Raw genomic sequence first — 19,805 nt, forward strand, 5'->3', positions numbered from 1 at the left:
TTATTCACCATAAATATCTATAAGCGATCGTCGCAGGTCTGGAAACCCTCTGACAGTCCCAGGGATTTTGTCCCAGTCAAATTGTTCGAGTTGGGAACTCAGGGTAGAAGCATATTCCACAAAAGCCGGATAGGGGTACTGCTGGGACCATTGAACCAACTGCTCCGAAAAAGCCTGTAAATCCCTCATTTTGAGAGTTTGTCCTAGTTCTGGCCAAAATCTGTCTTCCAGTTGCTGGAGTTTTTCGAGTAATTCATCAATGGAACCATGGGGGGGTTCTGGGGAACCAGGAATATCAGGGGGTGCTGGTGAGGTATCATCATCAACTTGAGCCACAGTATTTACAGTGTCTAGGGGAAGTAGTTGTTTTAAGGCTAAAACTAACTGTGAACGACTGACAGGTTTATGCAAAAAACCATCCTGGAGAGAAGATAGTTCTTGGTGGTCGCGATCGAGAGATGAAGCGGTTAAAATAATAATGGGAATCTGCTTAGTTGCTGGATTTTCTTTTAACTGTTTAGTCGCTTCCACCCCATCTAATTCTGGCATTCGCAAATCCATCATAATTAAATCGGGTTGCTCTAGTTCCGCTATTTGAATAGCCTCGATGCCGTTATGTGCCAGCACCAGATGATGATGAGAATTAACAAAATATCCCTGAATTAAATCTAAGTTAGATTGCACATCATCAACTACTAATATTTTACTACTTTTAATCTCGTTTAAATCATCATTTAATTCGACTATTTTATCATCAAGTTGCCAGTCTAGGGGTGTAACATTTGGGAAAATTAAAGTAAATTGACTACCTTTACCCAGTTGACTTTCTAGGCTGATAGTTCCCCCAAGCATTTGGGTGAGTCGTTTAGTAATTGCTAACCCTAGTCCTGAACCACCATATTTGCGGGTACTTTGTCCTTCACTTTGAATAAAACTATCAAAAATGCGTTCCTGTTGTTCTGGGGCGATACCAATTCCGGTATCAGCGATCGCAATTTCTAGGGATATAGTAGATTCGGGATTCTCCACATTTAGGGGAGTATTCCTGTTAGTCACCACCGAAATTTTCACCCAGCCTTCATCAGTAAATTTCAAAGCATTTCCCACCATATTTAACAAAATCTGTCGTAACCTGACTTCATCAAACATAATCGCTTTCGGCAAATTATCGTTAATTTCTCTAATCAATTCCACCTTTTTTTCGGCTGCTTTTTGGCAAAAAATTTGATAGATTTCTTCTAGCATAACCCGTAAATCAATCGGTTCCTGATGGAGTTCCATTTTCCCCGCTTCAATTTTTGATAAATCCAGAATATCATTAATCAAAGAAAGTAAAGTTTTCCCACTAGCTGCAATGGATTTAACATATTGCTGTTGACGAGGTTCCGACACCAAACTCTGTAGGAGATCGCAAAATCCTAGAATCGCATTCATAGGGGTACGGATTTCGTGACTCATATTAGCTAAAAATTCACTCTTAGCACGGTTAGCAGCTTGGGCGTGGCGTGTGGCTTCTTTCAGGGCTTGATTTTTGTGTTCTAGTTCTAGTTTGTGTAACTTTTCCTGTTCCAAAAGTTGCGCCTGTGCTAAAGCAATTCCTACTTGTTGAGCGATAGCTTCTATTAGTTCAATTTCTTCGTGAGTCCAATGGCGAAACCGATCGCACTGTTGCAAACTAATGACTCCATTAGGTTCGCCTTTGTAGGAAGTCCGAACGCTTAACATGGATTTTAAATGAATTTGGCGACAGAGATCATAATGGGGAAATAACAGGGGATCTTGATAGACATCATCAGAAGCTATAGCCTGATCCTGATTTAATAATATGGCAAGATGTCGATTCTTTTTAATGGGTATTTCTACCCCCAAAAAAGACTGATACTCACCCCTTAAATATTCTGCTACCATAGTTATTTGCGGTTCAGAAGTGGCGGCGGAATAACGATGAATTAAACAGCGATTCACATGAAAGGCTTCCCCCACTAAACTAACTGTAGCTTGAACAATGTGTTGGCTGTCGAGACTTTGGCGAATTTCGTCTGTTATCTGTTGTTGTAGTAAAGTATTTTGAAAAGCCTGTTCCAGAACTTTTTTAGCCTGTTGACGTTCGATTTCATTACCAATCCACATGGCAATTAATTGCAACAATTGCCGTTCACTATTGCGAAAGGGAGTATGGCGAGGATGGGGACTACAAAAGTTAATAGTTCCATATACATATTGTCCTACTATAATCCTCACCCCAATATAGGCTTGGAGTCCTAGGTTATGATAGGCTGGATGGTTTTTATATTCCGACTGTGCCGCCGAGGTAATACAGACAATTTCCGAACTGTTAAAAGTGGCTTCACAAAAGGTATTTTTTAATCGGAATAAATCGCCTTTTTCAATAGGTGGTGTCAGTCCTGGGGGAGTTTGTACCGCTACCACCTGATAGCGATCGCCCTGAATATGAGAAAGCATCCCAATTTCTAAGCCAAATTGTAGTCGTCCCATAGACAGTAAAGATTCTAGTCTCTGATTAAAATTCAGATTAGGAGCCACAGCAATCTGATATAATTCTCGGAGAGCAACTTCTCTAGCTTGTAACTCTTCTTCTGCTTCTTTCCGAACTGTAATATCCTCAGCAATACCAGCAAAGCGGTAAATATTTCCGTCCTGATCATAAATCGGAAAAGAACAAGCACGAATCCAGCGTCTTTCACCATCTGGGCGAAAAATAGGATACTCTAACTCTAATTCCTTTTTTCTCAGAAATTGGTGTTTCATTCCACTAATTACTTTCGGTCTATAATTCACATCTATCGAATCAAACCAAGACTCAGGTTCTTGATATAAACTCTCACAAGTTCTGCCCCAAATTTGCTCATAAGCCGGACTAATATATAGGACTTCTCCACTGCGAGAAACTATAAAAAATGCTTCGGAAATTGCCTCAGCAAATTGACGGAACTTTTCCTCGCTTTCCCGCAAAGCCCGTTCAGTTTGTTTTTGTTGTTCAATTTGGTTTTGTAGTTGCTGAGTTCTCTGTTTAACCCTAGTTTCTAAATCCTGATTAAGCCGCTGACGCTCCTGTTCAGCTTGTTTGCGATCGCTAATATCTTGTAACATAGCCGTATAAATCACCTTATCAGGCAATTGCAACCTAGATATAGAAGCCTCAGCCGGAAAAACTTCCCCATTTTTACGCAATCCGGCAATCTCTCGCCTTCCCTTTCCCTGCATAGGAGAACTGACCATTTCCTGTTTGCCAAAATTTTGGATATGTTTTTCATGTATTTTGTGGATATTTTTGGGTAACAGAATATTCAGATGTTGTCCGATTACTTCATCAATAGTATAGCCAAAAATTCTTTCTGCTCCCTGATTAAATAAAGTGATCCGTTGGTCTGCTCCCACAGAAATAATCGCCTCTTCCGCAATATCTAAAATTCCCCTAAACTTTTGATTACTCTCAATTAATGCTTCCTCTAATCGGCGACTTTTATCAATTTCTTGTTGTAATATCAAATTTTTCTCGGTTAATGTTTGAGTACGTTGTTGGACTAAATACTGCAAATTCTGATTGAGTTTATTTAAGGCTTTACGACTCTTCTCTAATTCCATAATATCTCGATAGGAACGCAAAGCAGCAATAATAGTTGTAATCAATTTTTGCTGAGTCATTTCTACCTTAGTTTTATAATCATTAATATCATAATCAATAATTACAGAATCTTCCGGCGCTTCCCCCGGATATCCAGTTTTGAGGATAATTCTCACCCAGGAATTATTAAGCTGTGTGCGGATATATTTAACCAAATCCAGACCCGCATTATTAGTTTCCATCACCACATCTAACAATAAAACAGCCGTGTCAGCATTAGCGGCGATCGCTTCTTTGGCTTCCCCCCCCGAATAAGCCGAAATAAAAGTTAAAGGTCTATCTTGAAAAGTCAAACTTTTTAAAACCATTCGTGTCACTTGATGCACTTCTTTATCATCATCGACCAGCATAATTTTCCAGGGTTGACCGGACTCCATCCCATCGCTTTCAGATAAAACAGAAGACTCCTTGCCTTCTTCCTCATCCTCAATAATCATTAAAATATCTTCATCTTTAGTAACATCACCCGAATGGTTTTGACTATTCATATCTTAATCCCTATAAATTTATTTTTGAGGATAGCGGGGACAGTTGATGATAAATTTAGATCCTACTCCCACCTGACTCTCGCAATCAATTGTACCTTTCAAAGTTTTAGTTACCAAATTATACACAATATGTAAACCCAAGCCATTACCCCCCTGATTACGGGTGGTAGTAAAAAAAGGGTCAAAAATATGCTCCAGGTTTTCAGGAGAAATACCACAACCATCATCACTGTATTCAATCAAAAAGTGATTATCGCTCACCTCAGCTATCTTTAAATATAACTGACCTGACTCAAATGGTTGGTAAGCATGAATCAGAGAATTAATCACCAAATTGGTGATCACCTGAGAAATCGCACCAGGATAGCTATCTACCTCTATGGTGTCGTCTCCCTCAACTACAATGCGATGATGGGCCTGTTTCAGTTTAGGACGAATGTTCAACAGAATTTCCTCTAAATAGGGTTTGAGAGCAAAAGTCCGCCTTTCTAGGGATGTTTGGTCAACGGCTACTTGCTGAAAACTCTGGACTAATTCTGCTGAACGCTGGAGGTTACTGAAAATCAGTTTACTGCTTTCCGATACCATACCAAGATAGGTATTTAAAGCCGATCGCTTTAACGGTTGTGATTGACAAAGACTCATAAACTTTTGAGTTTCACTCACCAAAAACGAAGCCGCCATAATTCCCGTACCAACCGGAGTGTTAATTTCATGAGCCACCCCCGCTACCAACCCCCCTAAAGTCGCCATTTTTTCCGCTTCAATTAGTCGTTTTTGCACCGTTTTTAGCCGTTGCGATGTCTGGGAAAGTTCCGCATTTTGTTCAGTGACTTTCTGTTGCAGAGTGCGATAAAGGAAAGCATTTTCCAAGCAAATTGCTACCTGAACCGAGAGTAAACTGACAATTTCTATTTGTTCATCTCCAAAACTGCCAGTTGTCATATTATTTTCCAGGTAAAAAATGCCAATTAGCCTTTTTTGCCGAATTAAAGGAATCCCCAGAATTGACTTAGGTTGATGATTTTTTATATATTCATCATCCCGAAAATGTTGGTCATTATAAGCATTATTAAGCAACACATATTCATAAGTGCGCGCCACATAGTTAATGATTGACTTAGGAAAAGATTTGTCTGACAGTGTATTAAGGGGAATTGACCGCAAAACAGTCACCTCATCAATATCCATCTCTGCTATAGCTTCAATCATCCATTCTTGAGATATTTCTTGACTGGATTTATGGTCACATGGTAAAATTAAGTAACCTATTTCTGCATCTGTATTCTCAATAATAATTTTCATGGTTTTAGCCAACAGACTGGCTAAAACAGTTTCTCCAGACAAGGTTTGATAAGCCTGTAGAACATGACCCAGATTAAAAATTTTGGCATTGCTTGGGTATTCTCGACTCTGAGATATTGAACTTTTCCACCAGTTAGCCGGAGAAAAAATATCAGGATATCGATACTTAATATCTTTAACTTTTGCGGTAGCTTCCCAGCGGCTATAAGTGCCATGAGCCGCCTTTATATAAATCACAAAAAATCTCTCTAAATTTTGTTGTCGATAAAATTCTGCCGCCAATTCATAGGCGATCGCTATTTCTTGAATCGCACCATTTTTAATCGCCTCAGAAACCGCTTGTTCGTACTTTTGCTGTGCTGATAATATCTGATTAGACAGGCGTTCTAACTCAGCCTCTACCAAAAGATACCGATGTTGAAAACTCGCATAAATATGATGATCCCAGGATGACATTAACACCTGATTTTGGCGGATTTTCTCGATAATAGCATCCCCCTTTGACTCCGACAAAGTTTCAGCTTGTGCCACCAAAGTTAGGGAATAATAAAACAAATATTCCCCTCGGTTAAAAACACTTAAACTATCATCAATATAATTACTAACTAACTCCGCCGCATCTAAAGCTGATTGATAATCTCGAAACAGATAGCACAGCATCAATTGAAAGCAGTGCACATCAAATAAAGTTGAACTGCTATCAACCGGATTTAATAGCAATAACATTTCCTGTTCTATATCCTTCCATACCGAGGCATTAATCCAGTCTGATTTTTGATTTAAATTCAGCAATTTTTGCATCATAAGACTCGCCGGTTGCGTCAGACCCTATAAGCAATAATAACCTGATAATTGGAGACTGACGCACTCGGTCGGCTACATCTAACCTCCCTTGTAGGGTGCGTCAGACCCGGTAAGTAGCAATAATAACCGGATAATTGAAACTGACGCACCTCTGGTCCGCGACTCTGGTCAGCGACCTCAGGGTGGATAATTAAAACTGACGCATCTCTGGTCGGCGACCTCAGAGTAGATAATTAAAACTGACGCATCTCTGGTTGGCGACCTCAGAGTAGATGATTGAAACTGACGCACCTCCCCTCGGGTACGTCAGACCCGGTAAATAGAAACGAGTCCCCCAAGTTTAACTGACGCAGCTTTTATCGGTTGCTACTGACGATTAACGAATGTATTGTGGACACATCTGCTTAACCAAATTATTGCGAATACTTTGATCAGCGCGTAAAATTTCCCGCATTTGCGCGTCCAAAGTTATATCTTGACGAAGAGACTCTTCCTGAATAGCCTGGCGTTGTCGCCAAGTCAACCCCCCAGCAGCCAAGGCTTGACAGGTATCTCCGACATCCTCAACAATAGACTTCAAATCATTTTGAGCCGAAAGCAGCAACATACGTTTATGTAGATCAGGTTGTTCGGACTCCTCAACCATACTTCGGTAACGAGAGATGATATGGGAAGCGCTCAACACAGTTGGCGGTTGCGCTTCTGCGGGAAGTTGACCAATCAAAATCCCAAGGGAAACTACAACCCCTATATACCCATACAGACCATTCTTAGCCATGGTTCCTCCTAAACGGAAGTTTAACTCACTAAGGTTGTGAACAGACCGGACCATTTAGCCCCACCTACCTGATACTCAAGCGATCCCAGGATCATCCTCAGAATCTGCCAGCAGTATCTGGAGGGACACAGGTTCTCTAATCTATCACCCAACCTGGTTAAAAGGACAATTCCCCAAGGGAATGCCTTTGAGAACAGAACTGGTTTTTTGAGTTCGGGGATATTGTACTCTCAGACTATACATCAAGTCTTGGGCAAGCGCACCAAATCTATCAAAGTTCATTGAGAATAGCCATTTTGCCGTTGATCCTGGAAATAATTTCTTTGAGACCCTCAATTGCCATATACTCCTAGAACCAGAGAAAATAGGAGTCATAAACTACATTGGTGAGCGATCGGTGCTTTTTCCTGATTCAATAGGAAACATAGAACATAAACTTTTGTTACGAGAGGAGTGAAGATGTACATTGTACAGATTGCCTCTGAGTGCGCCCCTGTAATCAAGGCGGGAGGTTTGGGCGATGTAGTCTACGGACTCAGCCGAGAGTTGGAACTGCGGGGCCATGCAGTAGAGATCATTCTACCCAAATATGATTGTATGCGTTATGACCATATTTGGGGACTACACGAAGCCTATCGAGATTTAGTTGTCCCTTGGTATGGTGCAGCGATATACTGTGATGTATACTGTGGCTGGGTTTATGGCAGATTATGCTTTTTCATAGACCCCCATTCGGATGACTTATTTTTCAATCGAGGCTGCTACTACGGTTGCAATGATGACAATATGCGGTTTGCCTTTTTCAGTAAGGCAGCCTTAGAGTTTCTGTTGCTGACTAACAAACGGCCCGATGTGATCCACTGTCATGACTGGCAAACTGGCCTAGTTCCGGTGCTACTGTTCGAGATTTACAAGTATCATGGCATGGAATATCAACGGGTTTGTTATACCATTCATAACTTTAAACATCAGGGCCAGGCGGGATGTAATGTTTTGTGGGCTACGGGTCTGAATAAGGAATCTTACTATTTCGCTGACGATCGCCTTCAAGATCCCTTTAATCCCTTTGCTCTCAATTTGATGAAAGGCGGAATCGTCTATTCTAATTTCATCACCACAGTTTCCCCCCACCATGCTTGGGAAGCACACTATGGCGATTTTGGTTATGGTTTAGGCCATACCATTCATGAACATCAACATAAATTCGGGGGGGTACTCAATGGCATTGACTATGAAGTATGGAATCCCGAAGTCGATCGCTATATTCCCCATCATTATGATGCCGACACCTTTACCGAAAAAGCCAAAAACAAAAAAGCACTCCGAGAGCGATTATGGCTGGGTCACGGGGATAAACCTTTAATTGCTTATGTGGGGCGTTTAGACCAACAAAAAGGCGTTCATCTCGTCCACCATGCTATTTATTATGCCCTCTATCGCCAAGCTCAATTTGTGTTGTTAGGTTCGGCAACAGAAACCGGAATTAATAACTGGTTTTGGCATGAAAAAAATCATCTAAATCATAACCCTGATTGCCATATCGAAATTGGTTTTAATGAAGAACTTTCCCATCTCATTTATGCCGGGGCTGATATTATTATTGTTCCCAGCAATTATGAACCTTGTGGCTTAACTCAGATGATTGGGTTGCAATATGGGACAGTTCCAGTGGTGCGGGGGGTTGGCGGGTTACTAAATACAGTGTTTGACCGGGACTATGACAACTATCATGAACCGGAAAAACGCAATGGCTATGTGTTTTTCCAAACTGATAGTCAGGCGCTAGAATCGGCTTTAGATAGAGCGATCGGCTTGTGGTATCACTATCCCAAAGAGTTTCAAAAGTTGGCAATTCAAGGGATGGAATATGACTACTCATGGTCAAATCCAGCTACTCAGTATTTGTCGATTTACGAGTATATTCGACATAAATAAGTTGGGAAAAATTCCCATGGATCTGGGGTTTTTGGTGGCGGGAATATCCCAAACCTCACACCTGAAACCTCAAACCATATCGGTTACATCGGTTAATCTATCTAATCGGATATCATGTTTTCCTCAGCATATAAATACCAAGTAAATCAATGGTATTTTCGACCGACAGATGTATTTCTAGCCTCCTATCCACGTTCTGGTAATACTTGGATGCGATTGTTACTTAGTGATGTAATTCAACAGTTGGGGGGGGAAACAACACAGCCAGGGGGTAATGTGATCCCAGATGTTTATAAGGTTGATATTGAAGACTGGTATCGCCACCCTCGGATTAAAATTCCGTTTCGGATTATTAAAACCCATGAATCTTATGATCTAATTTCAGATTATCGAATTATCTACCTATTTCGACATCCTGCTGATTGTCTTTGTTCCTACTATCACTATCAACTAAGGTCGCCTAAGTTTCACGAAAATAACTCGGGTATAGATGGGTTTTGTCTGAATTTAATTAATCAATGGTGTGGTCATATTAACAGTTATTTAGAAGCGGCAAAAACTGACAACGATCGCCTTTTATTTATTAGCTATGAATCCCTAAATAATAACCCGGTTGAATCTCTCAAAAATGCCTGCAATTTTCTGGATTTAGATATCACAGAATCTCAGGCTAAAATTGCCGTCACCAATCAACAATTCCCACAAGTTAAAACTCTCAGTCAGCGGGGAGATAGCCAAACTCTAGGATTTGCTGAAAATGGCGGATATCAAAATTTCTTTCGGCGTGGTCAAATCAACTCGTCGGCACAAGAATTGTCGGAACATACCCGCAAGATTATCAGCCAAAAATCCCAGAATATTTACAATGAAATGAGGGAACTGGAGTCACCAAAAGTCACAAATATTAATAGTAATTAAGACTTGATCACCTGCTACCCATGTCATAATTAATCAGAGAAAAGCCTAACCGAGATAGGTGACAACTGAAACAGGATTGACGAAAAGTGCATAAATTGTTTGAGTAGATCAAAATGGATAACCATATTATTATATCAATGGCAGAGCAGGTATACACTCATGGATTTACTATCCCATCAGTTTATCAGCTATTTTGAGCCAGAACAGGCGGATAAACTTTGTCAGTTGGCTATTGTCGAATACTACCCAGAAGGAAGCCTAATTTTTGAAGAAGGCGAAGTTCCCGACTACTTATATTTAGTGCTAACGGGGGAAGTAGAGTTTAGTAAGTCCACAGGAGGCGATCGCTATCAGGTGGTAACAGTAGCTAGACCCGATAGCTTTTTTGGTGAATTTGGGGTGTTAGACGGACAGCCACGCAGTGCGAGAGCGATCGCTACACTAGGGGGAGCTACCCTAGCTAAAATCTCACGCGATAACCTGATGACCATTCTCCAAGACGCAAAGGGTCAAGTAGTCCTCAAGCTATTCGGCTATATTACCCAACAACTGCGAAACACCACCAACGAGTATGTCAACCAAATGGTTCACAAGCAGAAAATGGAACTATTGGGGGAAATGGTCAACACCATTGTACACGATTTTCGCAGCCCCTTCACAGGTATTCAGCTTTCTAGTTCCATGATTCGGGAACTACACCCGGACGAAGAAACCGAGGAATGGTGCGATCTAATTTCCATGCAAATTCAACGGATGTTAGGAATGGCTGAAGAAGTCCTAGAATTTAGTCGGGGAAGCACCAGCCTGGTATTAAAGCCAGTGGCTATAGGGGAGATTATACAGCAGTTTGAAAAGTTAAACCGAGTCTATTTACACTCCTCTGATGTAGAATTGGTCATTGATATTCCTGACGGAATCTACGTCCTAGCTGACCTTAACAAGATTATACGAGTCCTACAGAACTTGGTCAGCAATGCAGTGGAGGCCTTTCCTAATTCACAGGGAAAGATTATCATCACTGCTACGACTCAAGGTAATTGGGGGGTGATTATGGTTAAAGATAACGGACCGGGTATCCCCAAAGCTATTCAAGAACACCTATTTGATGCCTTTGTCACCTATGGAAAACAGGGAGGAACAGGTTTAGGAACAGCGATCGCCAAATCCATTGTCGAAGCTCATGGCGGCGCGATTAGCTTTGAATCAACCGCCGGAGTAGGAACTACATTTTGGATTCGTCTACCTTTAAATAATCGCGATCCTAATATGCAGTTCCCAACCCTCCAAGAAGTAAAGATTTGTTGATTTTCAGGGATGATTATATATCCAAAACCTCAAAATCTGTTTGACCATAGGCCATTTGGCGATCGATAGCTGAGAGAATTTTATTATTAGCCTGATCCGAGTGCAAGCAGGCGCAAGCCAAAGCCGCCACATCAGCGCGGTGGATAGTTCCCGCCACTCGGTAATCCTCGGTTAGCACACCATTTCCCGTCGCTGGTTCGGACTTTAACCCTCCCGGACGGATAATAGTATAGGTGAGGCCACTATTAATCAGATGTTCCTCGGCTTTTTCCTTTTCTATCAAGACTGATTTCAGGGTTTCCATAGCCTGGGGAGGGAGAGCTACAGCACTTTGACCGCTACCAATGGAGGAAATTAGGATAAATTTTCCTACATTAGCTTTCACGGCTGCATCAATCAGGTTACGATTCCCCAAATAATCAGCCCTTTGACCGTCTTTCGGTAAACCGCCAATGGTGCTAATCATGGCAGAAATAGCCGGCCCGTCTGTCACAGCCTGTTCAACGGCCGCCAGATCGAGAGCATCTCCCATGACAATTTCAATCCCCATTCTTTCGAGTTCTGGTCCGCTGGATGGCGATCGTAATAATGCCCTAACCTTTACTTGTCCTCCCCTCAGACAATTGGCAATTTCCCGACCTACACCCCGACTCGCACCCGCGAGAAAAATACAAGATTCAGAATTCATCTATTTACTAAAATCGTTTATCAATTATCCATTATCAATTATCCATTATCCCTTGTCCTCAAATACCCCCAAATATAATTTTTGCTAATTTTTACGACTCAATGGATTTAAATTTCAAAATATTGTTAAGAATTAATACAATTTAATTGAAAATATCTCGCAAATAGTTGACGAGATTATAGGGGTTATGGTATCATCGGATAAATCGTTACCAAGGGCTTCTTGTGTCTAGGCGCAAAAAAAGAGCCTAAAGCCCCGATTATGTCGGGGTTAGGATTATTCTACGACCAAAATTAAAAATTCACGATGCACGAGTTTTGGGGGACTAAGGCGATCGCCATTTTTAGGAGTCTTGACAAAAACCACATTGTGTGCATATCTGAATCGTCGATGGGGATGAGTGAATTAAGAACTAGGGGTATCAGAAATCAGAGATCTCATACCTTCGAGAGTGGCGGGGATAGATCGCGGGTCCATAAACATGACCTTGCTGCTATCACTATTACCGATAGTAGCTCCCATCTCAATATAGTTTTGGGCTAACAGATATTGCAAGGCTTCCCGTGCTTCCGGGTCACTTTGGAGAGTCTTAGTTAGAATTTGGATAGCTTCCGCCGTCGCATGGGCTTTGAGAACCTGAGATTGACGTTGTGCTTGAGCCTCGAGTACCACAGCCTTTTGTTGAGCTTCAGCAGCTAACACTTGCGCCTCAGCCCGACCTTTAGCGGAGTTAACAGCAGATTCTCGTTCTCCTTCGGAAGCCAGAATAGCAGCCCGTTTTTGTCGTTCCGCAGACATCTGCAATTCCATAGCATCCATTACCGCCTTAGTAGGGCAAATATCGCGCAATTCCACCCGTGTAACTTTCACACCCCAGGGGTCAGTAGCGATATCCAATTCCCGCAATAGCATTTCATTAACTTCTGTGCGCGCGGTGAAAGTTTGATCAAGTTCTAGTTTTCCCATTTCGGAACGGATCTGGGTTCGCACCATATTTTCCATAGCAGCCTGTAGGTTATTCACCTTATAGCAGGCTTTTTCCAAATCCATAATCCGCCAATAAACGACAGCATCAACGCTAATGGAAACATTATCGCGGGTAATACATTTTTGGGGAGGAATATCAAGGACTTGTTCCCGGACAGTTTCCCGATAAGCCACCCGATCCAAGAAAGGGACAAGAAAGTTTAAACCCGGATCTAAGGTACGGCCATTATACTTACCGAGGGTTTCGACTAAGGCTTTATCGCCCTGATTAATAATTTTGACAGAACCTGCCAGTGTCGAGCCACCGAAGAGTAAAATAATGATCAAAAATAGCTGTTCCATGGTTGATTTTCCTCTAGTGTTAAATTCGGATGAGCATATTTCTACAGCTTGACCAGGATAGACTTCTGACCAATCAAGTAGTTAGGAATTGATTAACTTTTCAGGAACGACAATTAAGGTATTTCCTTCTCGATTGACAACCAGGACGCTTTTGTCCAGGAGCGATCGCATATTCTCCCTCCGAACGTGCCCGCCAAGAAATCCCATCATAAATTACCCGTCCGGTTTGTCCCGGCAAAATTTCCGTCAAAGTTTCAGCCTCCGTTGCTTCTTCCAGGATAGCAACCCGACGGTGTGGCAATAAACGGCGCATTACCATTATAGATGCCACGGATAATATCATCCAGAGAGCTATTTGTATGGGAACATTAGGCAAGATCAAAGAGATCGCAGCCACTACCAAGGCACTCACGCCCATCATAAACTCGACAAAGGCCGTAGGAAGAAATAACTCCATCAAACATAACACGGCCCCGGCCAGCAACCAAACGAGTGTAGGATTGGCAAACATCGATTTAACAAGCCTCCCGGTAATTTAGGGCGCTAGAGTTGATAGCGCAAATTTGATGATTAATGGATTGCTATGATCAACAGGAGCTACAATTATTTTATATTTGATTTTCCTGGTTGAGTCCTATCGGCAACATATCTTCAGAGTGTCTTTACATAAACTATTGCAAATCAGCAGTTCATCACCACCCCCGATCTACTGCACGAACCCGGTCTGTCCCAAACCTAGCAATGTCTTGGGAGAGCAAATCTGTGCTACCTGTGAGACACCGTTAACCTATCGCTATTTGTGGGCGGTGGGTTCTGCGGCTCAGTCCATGCAATCGGGACAAATAGTTGGAAACCGCTACTATGTGACGGCGCCCCAAATTTGGTTGGATACTAAGCCAGGAGTCCCTCCGGTGCTTCCCGATCGCTTATCTGATGCGATCGCATCCTATTTGTATCTGTATCCTTACCACCTCCATATTCCCAGCGTCTATGGGGTTTACAACTTGACTGCTGCTGAGGATATGGTTGAGATTGTGCTTCTGGATAATATCCCGGTTGATGATCGCGGCAATTTATACCCCTCGTTGGTAGAAGCATGGCCGGAAGCCACAGCAGTCCGTCAAGTTTACTGGCTATGGCAGATTCTACAATTGTGGATTCCTCTGTGTGAGCAGGGAGCTACCTATAGTTTACTAATTAAGCATAACCTGCGAGTAACTGGGTGGCGGGTACGATTGCGGGAGTTACATCAGCAGGGTAAGATACAACCAACCCTACGAGATCTGGCTGAGTCTTGGTCAGTTTTGATTGAAACTGCCCATCAGAGAATCCGCCAGCCTTTACAGGATATTGTGCAAGTCCTACGCCATAGCCCAGAGGATGCCATAGAAGCGATCGCCACTCAACTTAACCAGATCTTACTAGAACAAGCATCTGAGTTGCCCTTACATATAGCAGTAGCAGGTCAAACAGATGTGGGTATGATGCGATCGCATAATGAAGATTGTTGCTACCCCACAGCTACCGATCTCAAGCAAACCGATATTTACCCCAATGACAGACTCATCCCCTACATAAGTTTAGTTTGTGATGGGGTGGCGGGTCATGAAGGTGGCGAAATTGCTAGTCAGTTGGCTGTCCAATCGATTAAGCCCTTGATTCACAGTTTCATCATGGAAGTTGAGCAACAGGAAACCCTACTTTCCCCCCTGATGATCGCCCATCAACTTCAGGAAATTACCAGAGTTGTTAATAATGTCATTGCCGCCCAAAATGATGAGCAGGAACGCTCATCTAAGCAGCGCATGGGAACTACCCTAGTTATGGCACTACAACTCCCACAACACGCTAGACGTGGCTCTGGTTTCGATTTTAACAATGCCCATGAACTTTATATTGTTAATGTCGGTGATAGTCGCGCCTATTGGATAACGCCGGAGTCTTGTCAACAGTTGACCATTGATGATGATGTTACCATCCGGGAAGTGCGTCTGGGTCGTGCTGTATACTGGGATGCTAAACAACGCCGGGATGGCCGCGCTTTAACTCAAGCCTTGGGAACCCGAGAGGCGGAATTTTTGCGCCCGGCAGTTCAACGGTTTATCATTGAGTCTGATGGTCTACTTTTGTTGTGTTCTGATGGACTCAGTGACAACCAATGGGTTGAGAAAACTTGGGCGGACTATGCGCCTTTGGTTTTACGGGGCGAAAAATCCTTAGAATCAGCGGTTCGGGATTTGATTGAGGTGGCTAATACCCAAAATGGTCGGGATAATGTTTCGGTGGTTCTAACTTATTTTGGGGTTTCTCCTCAAAAATTGGTTCTGGTCGAACCCACTGCGACCACTCAAGAGTCGCCACCCTTAGAGTCGGAATTTACAGCAGCATCACGCGCCTTGATGGAAGAAGAAGCTGTGACTTCTGTTGACAAGAGGGCTACTCGTCTCCAGCGATTGAAACAGGCTGTATTGATTCTGGCTTTATTGATTTTGGCGATCGCAGGTGGTTATTTAGTTTGGCGGTTAGTCTACCAAGACTCCCCCACGGAAACACCCACAGACTCCCCCACAGAAACACCCACGGAAACACCCACGGAACCCTCAACCACAGAAGTTGATTCCGCTACCAGTTACATTTCCTAGGCGAACCCTCAGAGGGCGGGTTTATTTATCTTTCCCTAGGAGGGGAGGATATAGGCGAACCCTCAGAGGGCGGGTTGATTTATCTTATCCCTAGGAGGGGAGGATATAGGCGAACCCTCAGAGGGCGGGTTGATTTATCTTATTCCTAGGAGGGGAGGATATAGGCGAACCCTCAGAGGGCGGGTTGATTTATCTTATCCCTAGGAGGGGAGGATATAGGCGAACCCTCAGAGGGCGGGTTTATTTATCTTATCCCTAGAAGGGGAGGATATAGGCGAACCCTCAGAGGGCGGGTTGATTTATCTTATCCCTAGGAGGGAAGGATATAGGCGAACCCGCCCCTACATGAGATCTGGTGGAGAGTTGGTTATTCTTTTTTGTCAATCATCATCTGCTGTAAAATCCAGGGTACAATTAGCAGAATTAATAGCATTCTGGTCATCTGCATAGCCATGACCAAACCGGAATCTCCCCCTAGTTGTAGGACTGTGGCGATCATAGCGGTAATTCCGCCGGGGGTTGAGCCTAAAATAGCGGTCATGGTGTCAACTTTAGTAATTAGATGGAATATATATCCAACCCCTAAACAGCTGAAAATTAAAACTATGACTAAGATTACCTCAATTAATACGGCTTTGATTAACTTTTTGGCGGTGTTCCCATCAAATTTAAGACCGGTACCGAGTCCGACGAATACCAACCCGACAGTAAAGCCGAGGGGTGGCATTTCAAAGGTATAAGGTAAACTCCAAAAGCCAATTAATCCCGCCAAAAAAGGGCCGAGAAATAGGGAAGAAGGAAGCCGCAGCAAAGGTCCTAGCCACACTCCCAAACCGCCGCAGACGCTGATAATTAGCCAGTTAAGGAAAGCTGGGGCGTGGGGGGGACTAGATAGGGAAGTAGGGGAAGATAAGACTAATGGCATTTCTGGAAGTCCAGGGGAAGCAAACCAGAAACTAGCTAGGGTGGGGATAATTAAAGCGACTAGGAGAATGCGGATATATTGGAGGACGGCGACGGCGATCGCATCAGCACCCATTTGTTCACTGATAGCTACTAAACTAGGACCAGCACCGGGAATGCAACCTAAAAATCCGGTAGTGCGATCGATTTTCGCCCACCGCCATAATAGATAGCCATTACAGACACTCATGGCACCTGTTACTACAATACAACCTAATAGGGGTAAAGCGTAGGTTTTACCGAGTATCAAAGTTTCGGGGGAAAATCGAGTAGCAGTAGTTAAAGCAACGATCGCCTGTCCGACCAGGTTAAAAGACTTGGGTAAAGGTGTAGACTTCTGCCAAATTAGAGCCAATAAAATCCCGACAATCATCGGACCTATCAGCCATCCTACTGGCATATTTAAGGAAGCCAAAAGCCATCCTGCCATGATAGCGATCGTCATCTCAATTAGGATAACTCCCACTTTTTCCCCATTTAATAGTAACGTTTTTAACGGTCTTTGATGCCTAGAAAAATCAAGATATTTTGCTGTCAATTGCATGGGAATAAAAGCAGAGCTATTAATTTTCATTTCATGACTATCTATATATAATGGTTAAATGTAATTCTGAGAAAGCGGAGGATAAAGATTTTAATAAATACTAATCATACCAGGGCGGGCATTATAGCCCGCTAGAATTTGGCCCAAAGTCCACCTAGACAGCAGACATAGAACGCAAAGTTTTTAAGGCTTCATCCACATGACCTTTAAAATCCAACATGGAATCAAAAATGTGACGGACTACCCCTTGATTATCGATTACATAAGTCACCCGACCGGGAAGTATCCATAAGGTGGCTGGAACTCCGTATAATTTCCGCACCTGATTTCCCTTATCACTTAACAGAGTAAAAGGCAAATTATACTTACCGACAAATTTCTGATGTTCATCGGGGGAGTCCGCACTGACTCCGATAACTTCCGCCCCAGTTTCCTGAAAAATCGTGTAACTGTCCCGAAAGGCACAGGCTTCGGCCGTGCATCCTGGGGTATCATCTTTAGGGTAAAAATAAAGCACTACTGCTTTGTTACCCCGAAAGTCTTTGAGGCTAACCGATTCCCCGGTCTGGGAGGTTAAAGTAAAATCGGGGGCGAGGTCTCCAACTTGAACTGGCATATTTGCGATATCCTGTAACTTAACTTTAGCAAAAATGTTAAATTTTGTGTGCCTTTGTTATGATATCGCGGAATCTATCCTGCGGAAACCTAATTAATGGAAACCTATTCCCCCAGGTTCCATGCTGCACGATTCTATAGTTCCGCGCCCAAAAGCGATCGCCATATTAAACAATGAGGTATTGATTAAATGCGAGTTTTACTAATTTATCCAGTGTTTCCTAGAACTTTCTGGTCCTACGACAAAATTCTGGAACTGGTCGATCGCAAAGTCCTGTTACCTCCCCTAGGGCTGATCACCGTAGCGGCGATTTTACCCCAAGAATGGGAATTTAAGTTAGTCGATCGCAATATCCGACCCGTCACCGAAGCCGAATGGGAATGGGCGGATCTAGTCATTCTCACCGCCATGATCGTCCAAAAAGTCGATCTGCTGGCACAAATTCAGGAAGCCAAACGCCGAGGTAAACCCGTCGCTGTTGGTGGACCTTATGCCACCTCAGTCCCTGGTGAAGTTGCAGCCGAAGCAGATTATTTAATCCTGGACGAAGGCGAAATCACCTTACCCCAATTTGTCGAAGCCATTAACCGGGGAGAAACCAGCGGCACTTTCCGATCGCCAGAAAAAGCTGATGTTAGCACTACTCCAGTTCCCCGTTATGATCTGCTGGAATTGGATGCTTATGACTCTATGTCCGTACAGTTTTCCCGTGGCTGCCCCTTCCAATGCGAATTTTGCGATATCATTGTACTCTACGGGCGCAAACCCCGCACCAAAAATCCTGAACAACTCCTCAAAGAATTAGATTATCTGTATGAATTAGGATGGCGGCGGGGAGTGTTTATGGTCGATGATAATTTTATCGGCAATAAGCGCAATGTTAAGTTATTGCTAAAAGCCCTCAAGACTTGGCAAATTGAACATCAATATCCTTTCCGATTTAATACAGAGGCATCAGTGGATTTAGCCGCCGATGAAGAACTCATGGATATGATGGTTGACTGTAATTTTGATGCGGTATTTTTGGGTATTGAAACCCCGGACGAAGCTAGTTTGGCTTTAACTAAAAAATTCCAAAATACCCGTAGTTCTTTAAGCGAATCTGTCGATAAAATTATCCGGGCTGGCTTGCGACCAATGGCGGGATTTATTATCGGTTTTGATGGCGAAAAATCTGGGGCGGCTTCCCGGGTGATTGAGTTTGTAGATCAGGCTGGTATTCCTACTGCCATGTTGGGGATGTTGCAAGCCCTCCCCAATACCGGATTATGGCATCGGTTGGAGAAAGAAGGACGCTTACTAGCGGATCGGGAAAATATTAGCCAACACGCTACTAACCAAACTATGTTAATGAACTTTATTCCGACTCGTCCGGTTGAAGAAATTGCCGCCGAATATATCCAGGCTTTTCGGACTCTCTATGAACCCGATCGCTATTTGGACAGAACCTATAACTGTTTCCTGAAATTAGGCGCACCTCGCAGTAAAACCCCTTTTAAAACTCCTGAATTGGTGGATTTACGGGCTTTGGCAATTATTATTTGGCGACAAGGAATTAAGCGATCGACTCGGTGGAAATTCTGGCATCATTTATTTGGTATTATTCGCCATAACCCGGCGGTTTGGGAACATTATTTAACGGTCTGCGCCCACAATGAACATTTCCTCGAATATCGCGACATCGTAACTGCTGAAATTACTCAACAACTAGAGACTTTTAAAAAAGTGGAGTCGGCGGAATTGCCGCCCGCTGAACTTTTATCAGAAGTTACAGCTTGAATTGATTAGTTATAGGGAGCAAATTTGCTCCCTATGATTAACTTAAAATTCTGTCAAATCTATTA

The 19,805-nt window shown here is 43.0% G+C and carries 12 protein-coding genes and 1 pseudogene; 5 read left to right on the forward strand and 8 right to left on the reverse strand.

The features are described 5' to 3' along the window. The 3 genes from NLZ44_RS15890 to NLZ44_RS15900 all read right to left on the reverse strand — a co-directional run bounded on the left by NLZ44_RS15890 (position 1) and on the right by NLZ44_RS15900 (position 7,021). A complete protein-coding gene (locus tag NLZ44_RS15890) occupies positions 1-4,134 on the reverse strand; it encodes a PAS domain S-box protein (protein WP_493750432.1) in 4,134 nt (1,377 codons plus the stop codon). Positions 4,135-4,152: 18 nt separating this feature from the next. After that, the gene (locus tag NLZ44_RS15895; RefSeq protein ID WP_493750433.1) at positions 4,153-6,243 is read right to left on the reverse strand and encodes a GAF domain-containing sensor histidine kinase; all 2,091 of its coding nucleotides are present in this window, start codon (positions 6,241-6,243) and stop codon (positions 4,153-4,155) included. 376 nt (positions 6,244-6,619) lie between these two features. After that, a complete protein-coding gene (locus NLZ44_RS15900) occupies positions 6,620-7,021 on the reverse strand; it encodes a hypothetical protein (protein ID WP_493750434.1) in 402 nt (133 codons plus the stop codon). 459 nt (positions 7,022-7,480) lie between these two features. On the opposite strand from NLZ44_RS15900, the gene glgA reads away from it, so the two are divergent. From glgA to NLZ44_RS15915, 3 genes are all read left to right on the forward strand, one after another. Beyond that, the gene (gene glgA, locus NLZ44_RS15905) at positions 7,481-8,956 is read left to right on the forward strand and encodes a glycogen synthase GlgA (RefSeq protein ID WP_493750435.1); all 1,476 of its coding nucleotides are present in this window, start codon (positions 7,481-7,483) and stop codon (positions 8,954-8,956) included. A gap of 114 nt (positions 8,957-9,070) precedes the next feature. Then, a complete protein-coding gene (locus tag NLZ44_RS15910; protein ID WP_493750436.1) occupies positions 9,071-9,874 on the forward strand; it encodes a sulfotransferase domain-containing protein in 804 nt (267 codons plus the stop codon). 159 nt (positions 9,875-10,033) lie between these two features. Further along, positions 10,034-11,179: an ATP-binding protein gene (locus NLZ44_RS15915; protein WP_493750437.1), complete on the forward strand. Its 1,146-nt coding sequence runs from the start codon at positions 10,034-10,036 to the stop codon at positions 11,177-11,179. Between the two features lie 13 nt (positions 11,180-11,192). On the opposite strand, the gene NLZ44_RS15920 is transcribed toward NLZ44_RS15915, so the two are convergent. The 3 genes and pseudogenes from NLZ44_RS15920 to NLZ44_RS15930 all read right to left on the reverse strand — a co-directional run bounded on the left by NLZ44_RS15920 (position 11,193) and on the right by NLZ44_RS15930 (position 13,707). Continuing rightward, positions 11,193-11,867, reverse strand: coding sequence for an SDR family oxidoreductase (locus tag NLZ44_RS15920; RefSeq protein WP_006622617.1), 675 nt, complete (start codon positions 11,865-11,867; stop codon positions 11,193-11,195). A 405-nt stretch (positions 11,868-12,272) separates the two neighbouring features. Next, positions 12,273-13,196 carry an SPFH domain-containing protein gene (locus NLZ44_RS15925; protein WP_493750438.1) on the reverse strand — a complete coding sequence of 308 codons (924 nt, stop codon included), beginning with the start codon at positions 13,194-13,196 and terminating at the stop codon, positions 12,273-12,275. An 81-nt stretch (positions 13,197-13,277) separates the two neighbouring features. Next, a pseudogene (locus tag NLZ44_RS15930) lies at positions 13,278-13,707 on the reverse strand (NfeD family protein). 145 nt (positions 13,708-13,852) lie between these two features. On the opposite strand from NLZ44_RS15930, the gene NLZ44_RS15935 reads away from it, so the two are divergent. Beyond that, positions 13,853-15,838, forward strand: a complete 1,986-nt coding sequence (locus NLZ44_RS15935) for a 4-Cys prefix domain-containing protein (RefSeq protein WP_493750439.1) — start codon at positions 13,853-13,855, stop codon at positions 15,836-15,838. A gap of 367 nt (positions 15,839-16,205) precedes the next feature. On the opposite strand, the gene NLZ44_RS15940 is transcribed toward NLZ44_RS15935, so the two are convergent. Both NLZ44_RS15940 and NLZ44_RS15945 read right to left on the reverse strand, forming a co-directional pair. Beyond that, on the reverse strand, positions 16,206-17,375 hold the full coding sequence (locus NLZ44_RS15940) for an AbrB family transcriptional regulator (RefSeq protein WP_493750440.1): 1,170 nt from the start codon (positions 17,373-17,375) through the stop codon (positions 16,206-16,208). 124 nt (positions 17,376-17,499) lie between these two features. Next, a complete protein-coding gene (locus NLZ44_RS15945) occupies positions 17,500-17,961 on the reverse strand; it encodes a peroxiredoxin (RefSeq protein WP_006622625.1) in 462 nt (153 codons plus the stop codon). Between the two features lie 189 nt (positions 17,962-18,150). On the opposite strand from NLZ44_RS15945, the gene NLZ44_RS15950 reads away from it, so the two are divergent. After that, positions 18,151-19,740 (forward strand): B12-binding domain-containing radical SAM protein, encoded by a 1,590-nt coding sequence (locus tag NLZ44_RS15950; RefSeq protein WP_046318911.1) that lies wholly within the window; start codon positions 18,151-18,153, stop codon positions 19,738-19,740. Positions 19,741-19,805: the final 65 nt, after the last annotated feature.

It is taken from the genome of Arthrospira sp. PCC 9901 (genome assembly GCF_059013425.1).

Coding starts and splice junctions, on each gene's coding strand:
- glgA (WP_493750435.1), top strand. CDS start 7,481: ATGTACATTGTACAGATTGCCTCTGAGTGCGCCCCTGTAATCAAGGCG.
- NLZ44_RS15945 (WP_006622625.1), bottom strand. CDS start 17,961: ATGCCAGTTCAAGTTGGAGACCTCGCCCCCGATTTTACTTTAACCTCC.
- NLZ44_RS15925 (WP_493750438.1), bottom strand. CDS start 13,196: ATGGAACAGCTATTTTTGATCATTATTTTACTCTTCGGTGGCTCGACA.
- NLZ44_RS15890 (WP_493750432.1), bottom strand. CDS start 4,134: ATGAATAGTCAAAACCATTCGGGTGATGTTACTAAAGATGAAGATATT.
- NLZ44_RS15915 (WP_493750437.1), top strand. CDS start 10,034: ATGGATTTACTATCCCATCAGTTTATCAGCTATTTTGAGCCAGAACAG.
- NLZ44_RS15950 (WP_046318911.1), top strand. CDS start 18,151: ATGCGAGTTTTACTAATTTATCCAGTGTTTCCTAGAACTTTCTGGTCC.
- NLZ44_RS15940 (WP_493750440.1), bottom strand. CDS start 17,375: ATGAAAATTAATAGCTCTGCTTTTATTCCCATGCAATTGACAGCAAAA.
- NLZ44_RS15900 (WP_493750434.1), bottom strand. CDS start 7,021: ATGGCTAAGAATGGTCTGTATGGGTATATAGGGGTTGTAGTTTCCCTT.
- NLZ44_RS15910 (WP_493750436.1), top strand. CDS start 9,071: ATGTTTTCCTCAGCATATAAATACCAAGTAAATCAATGGTATTTTCGA.
- NLZ44_RS15920 (WP_006622617.1), bottom strand. CDS start 11,867: ATGAATTCTGAATCTTGTATTTTTCTCGCGGGTGCGAGTCGGGGTGTA.
- NLZ44_RS15895 (WP_493750433.1), bottom strand. CDS start 6,243: ATGATGCAAAAATTGCTGAATTTAAATCAAAAATCAGACTGGATTAAT.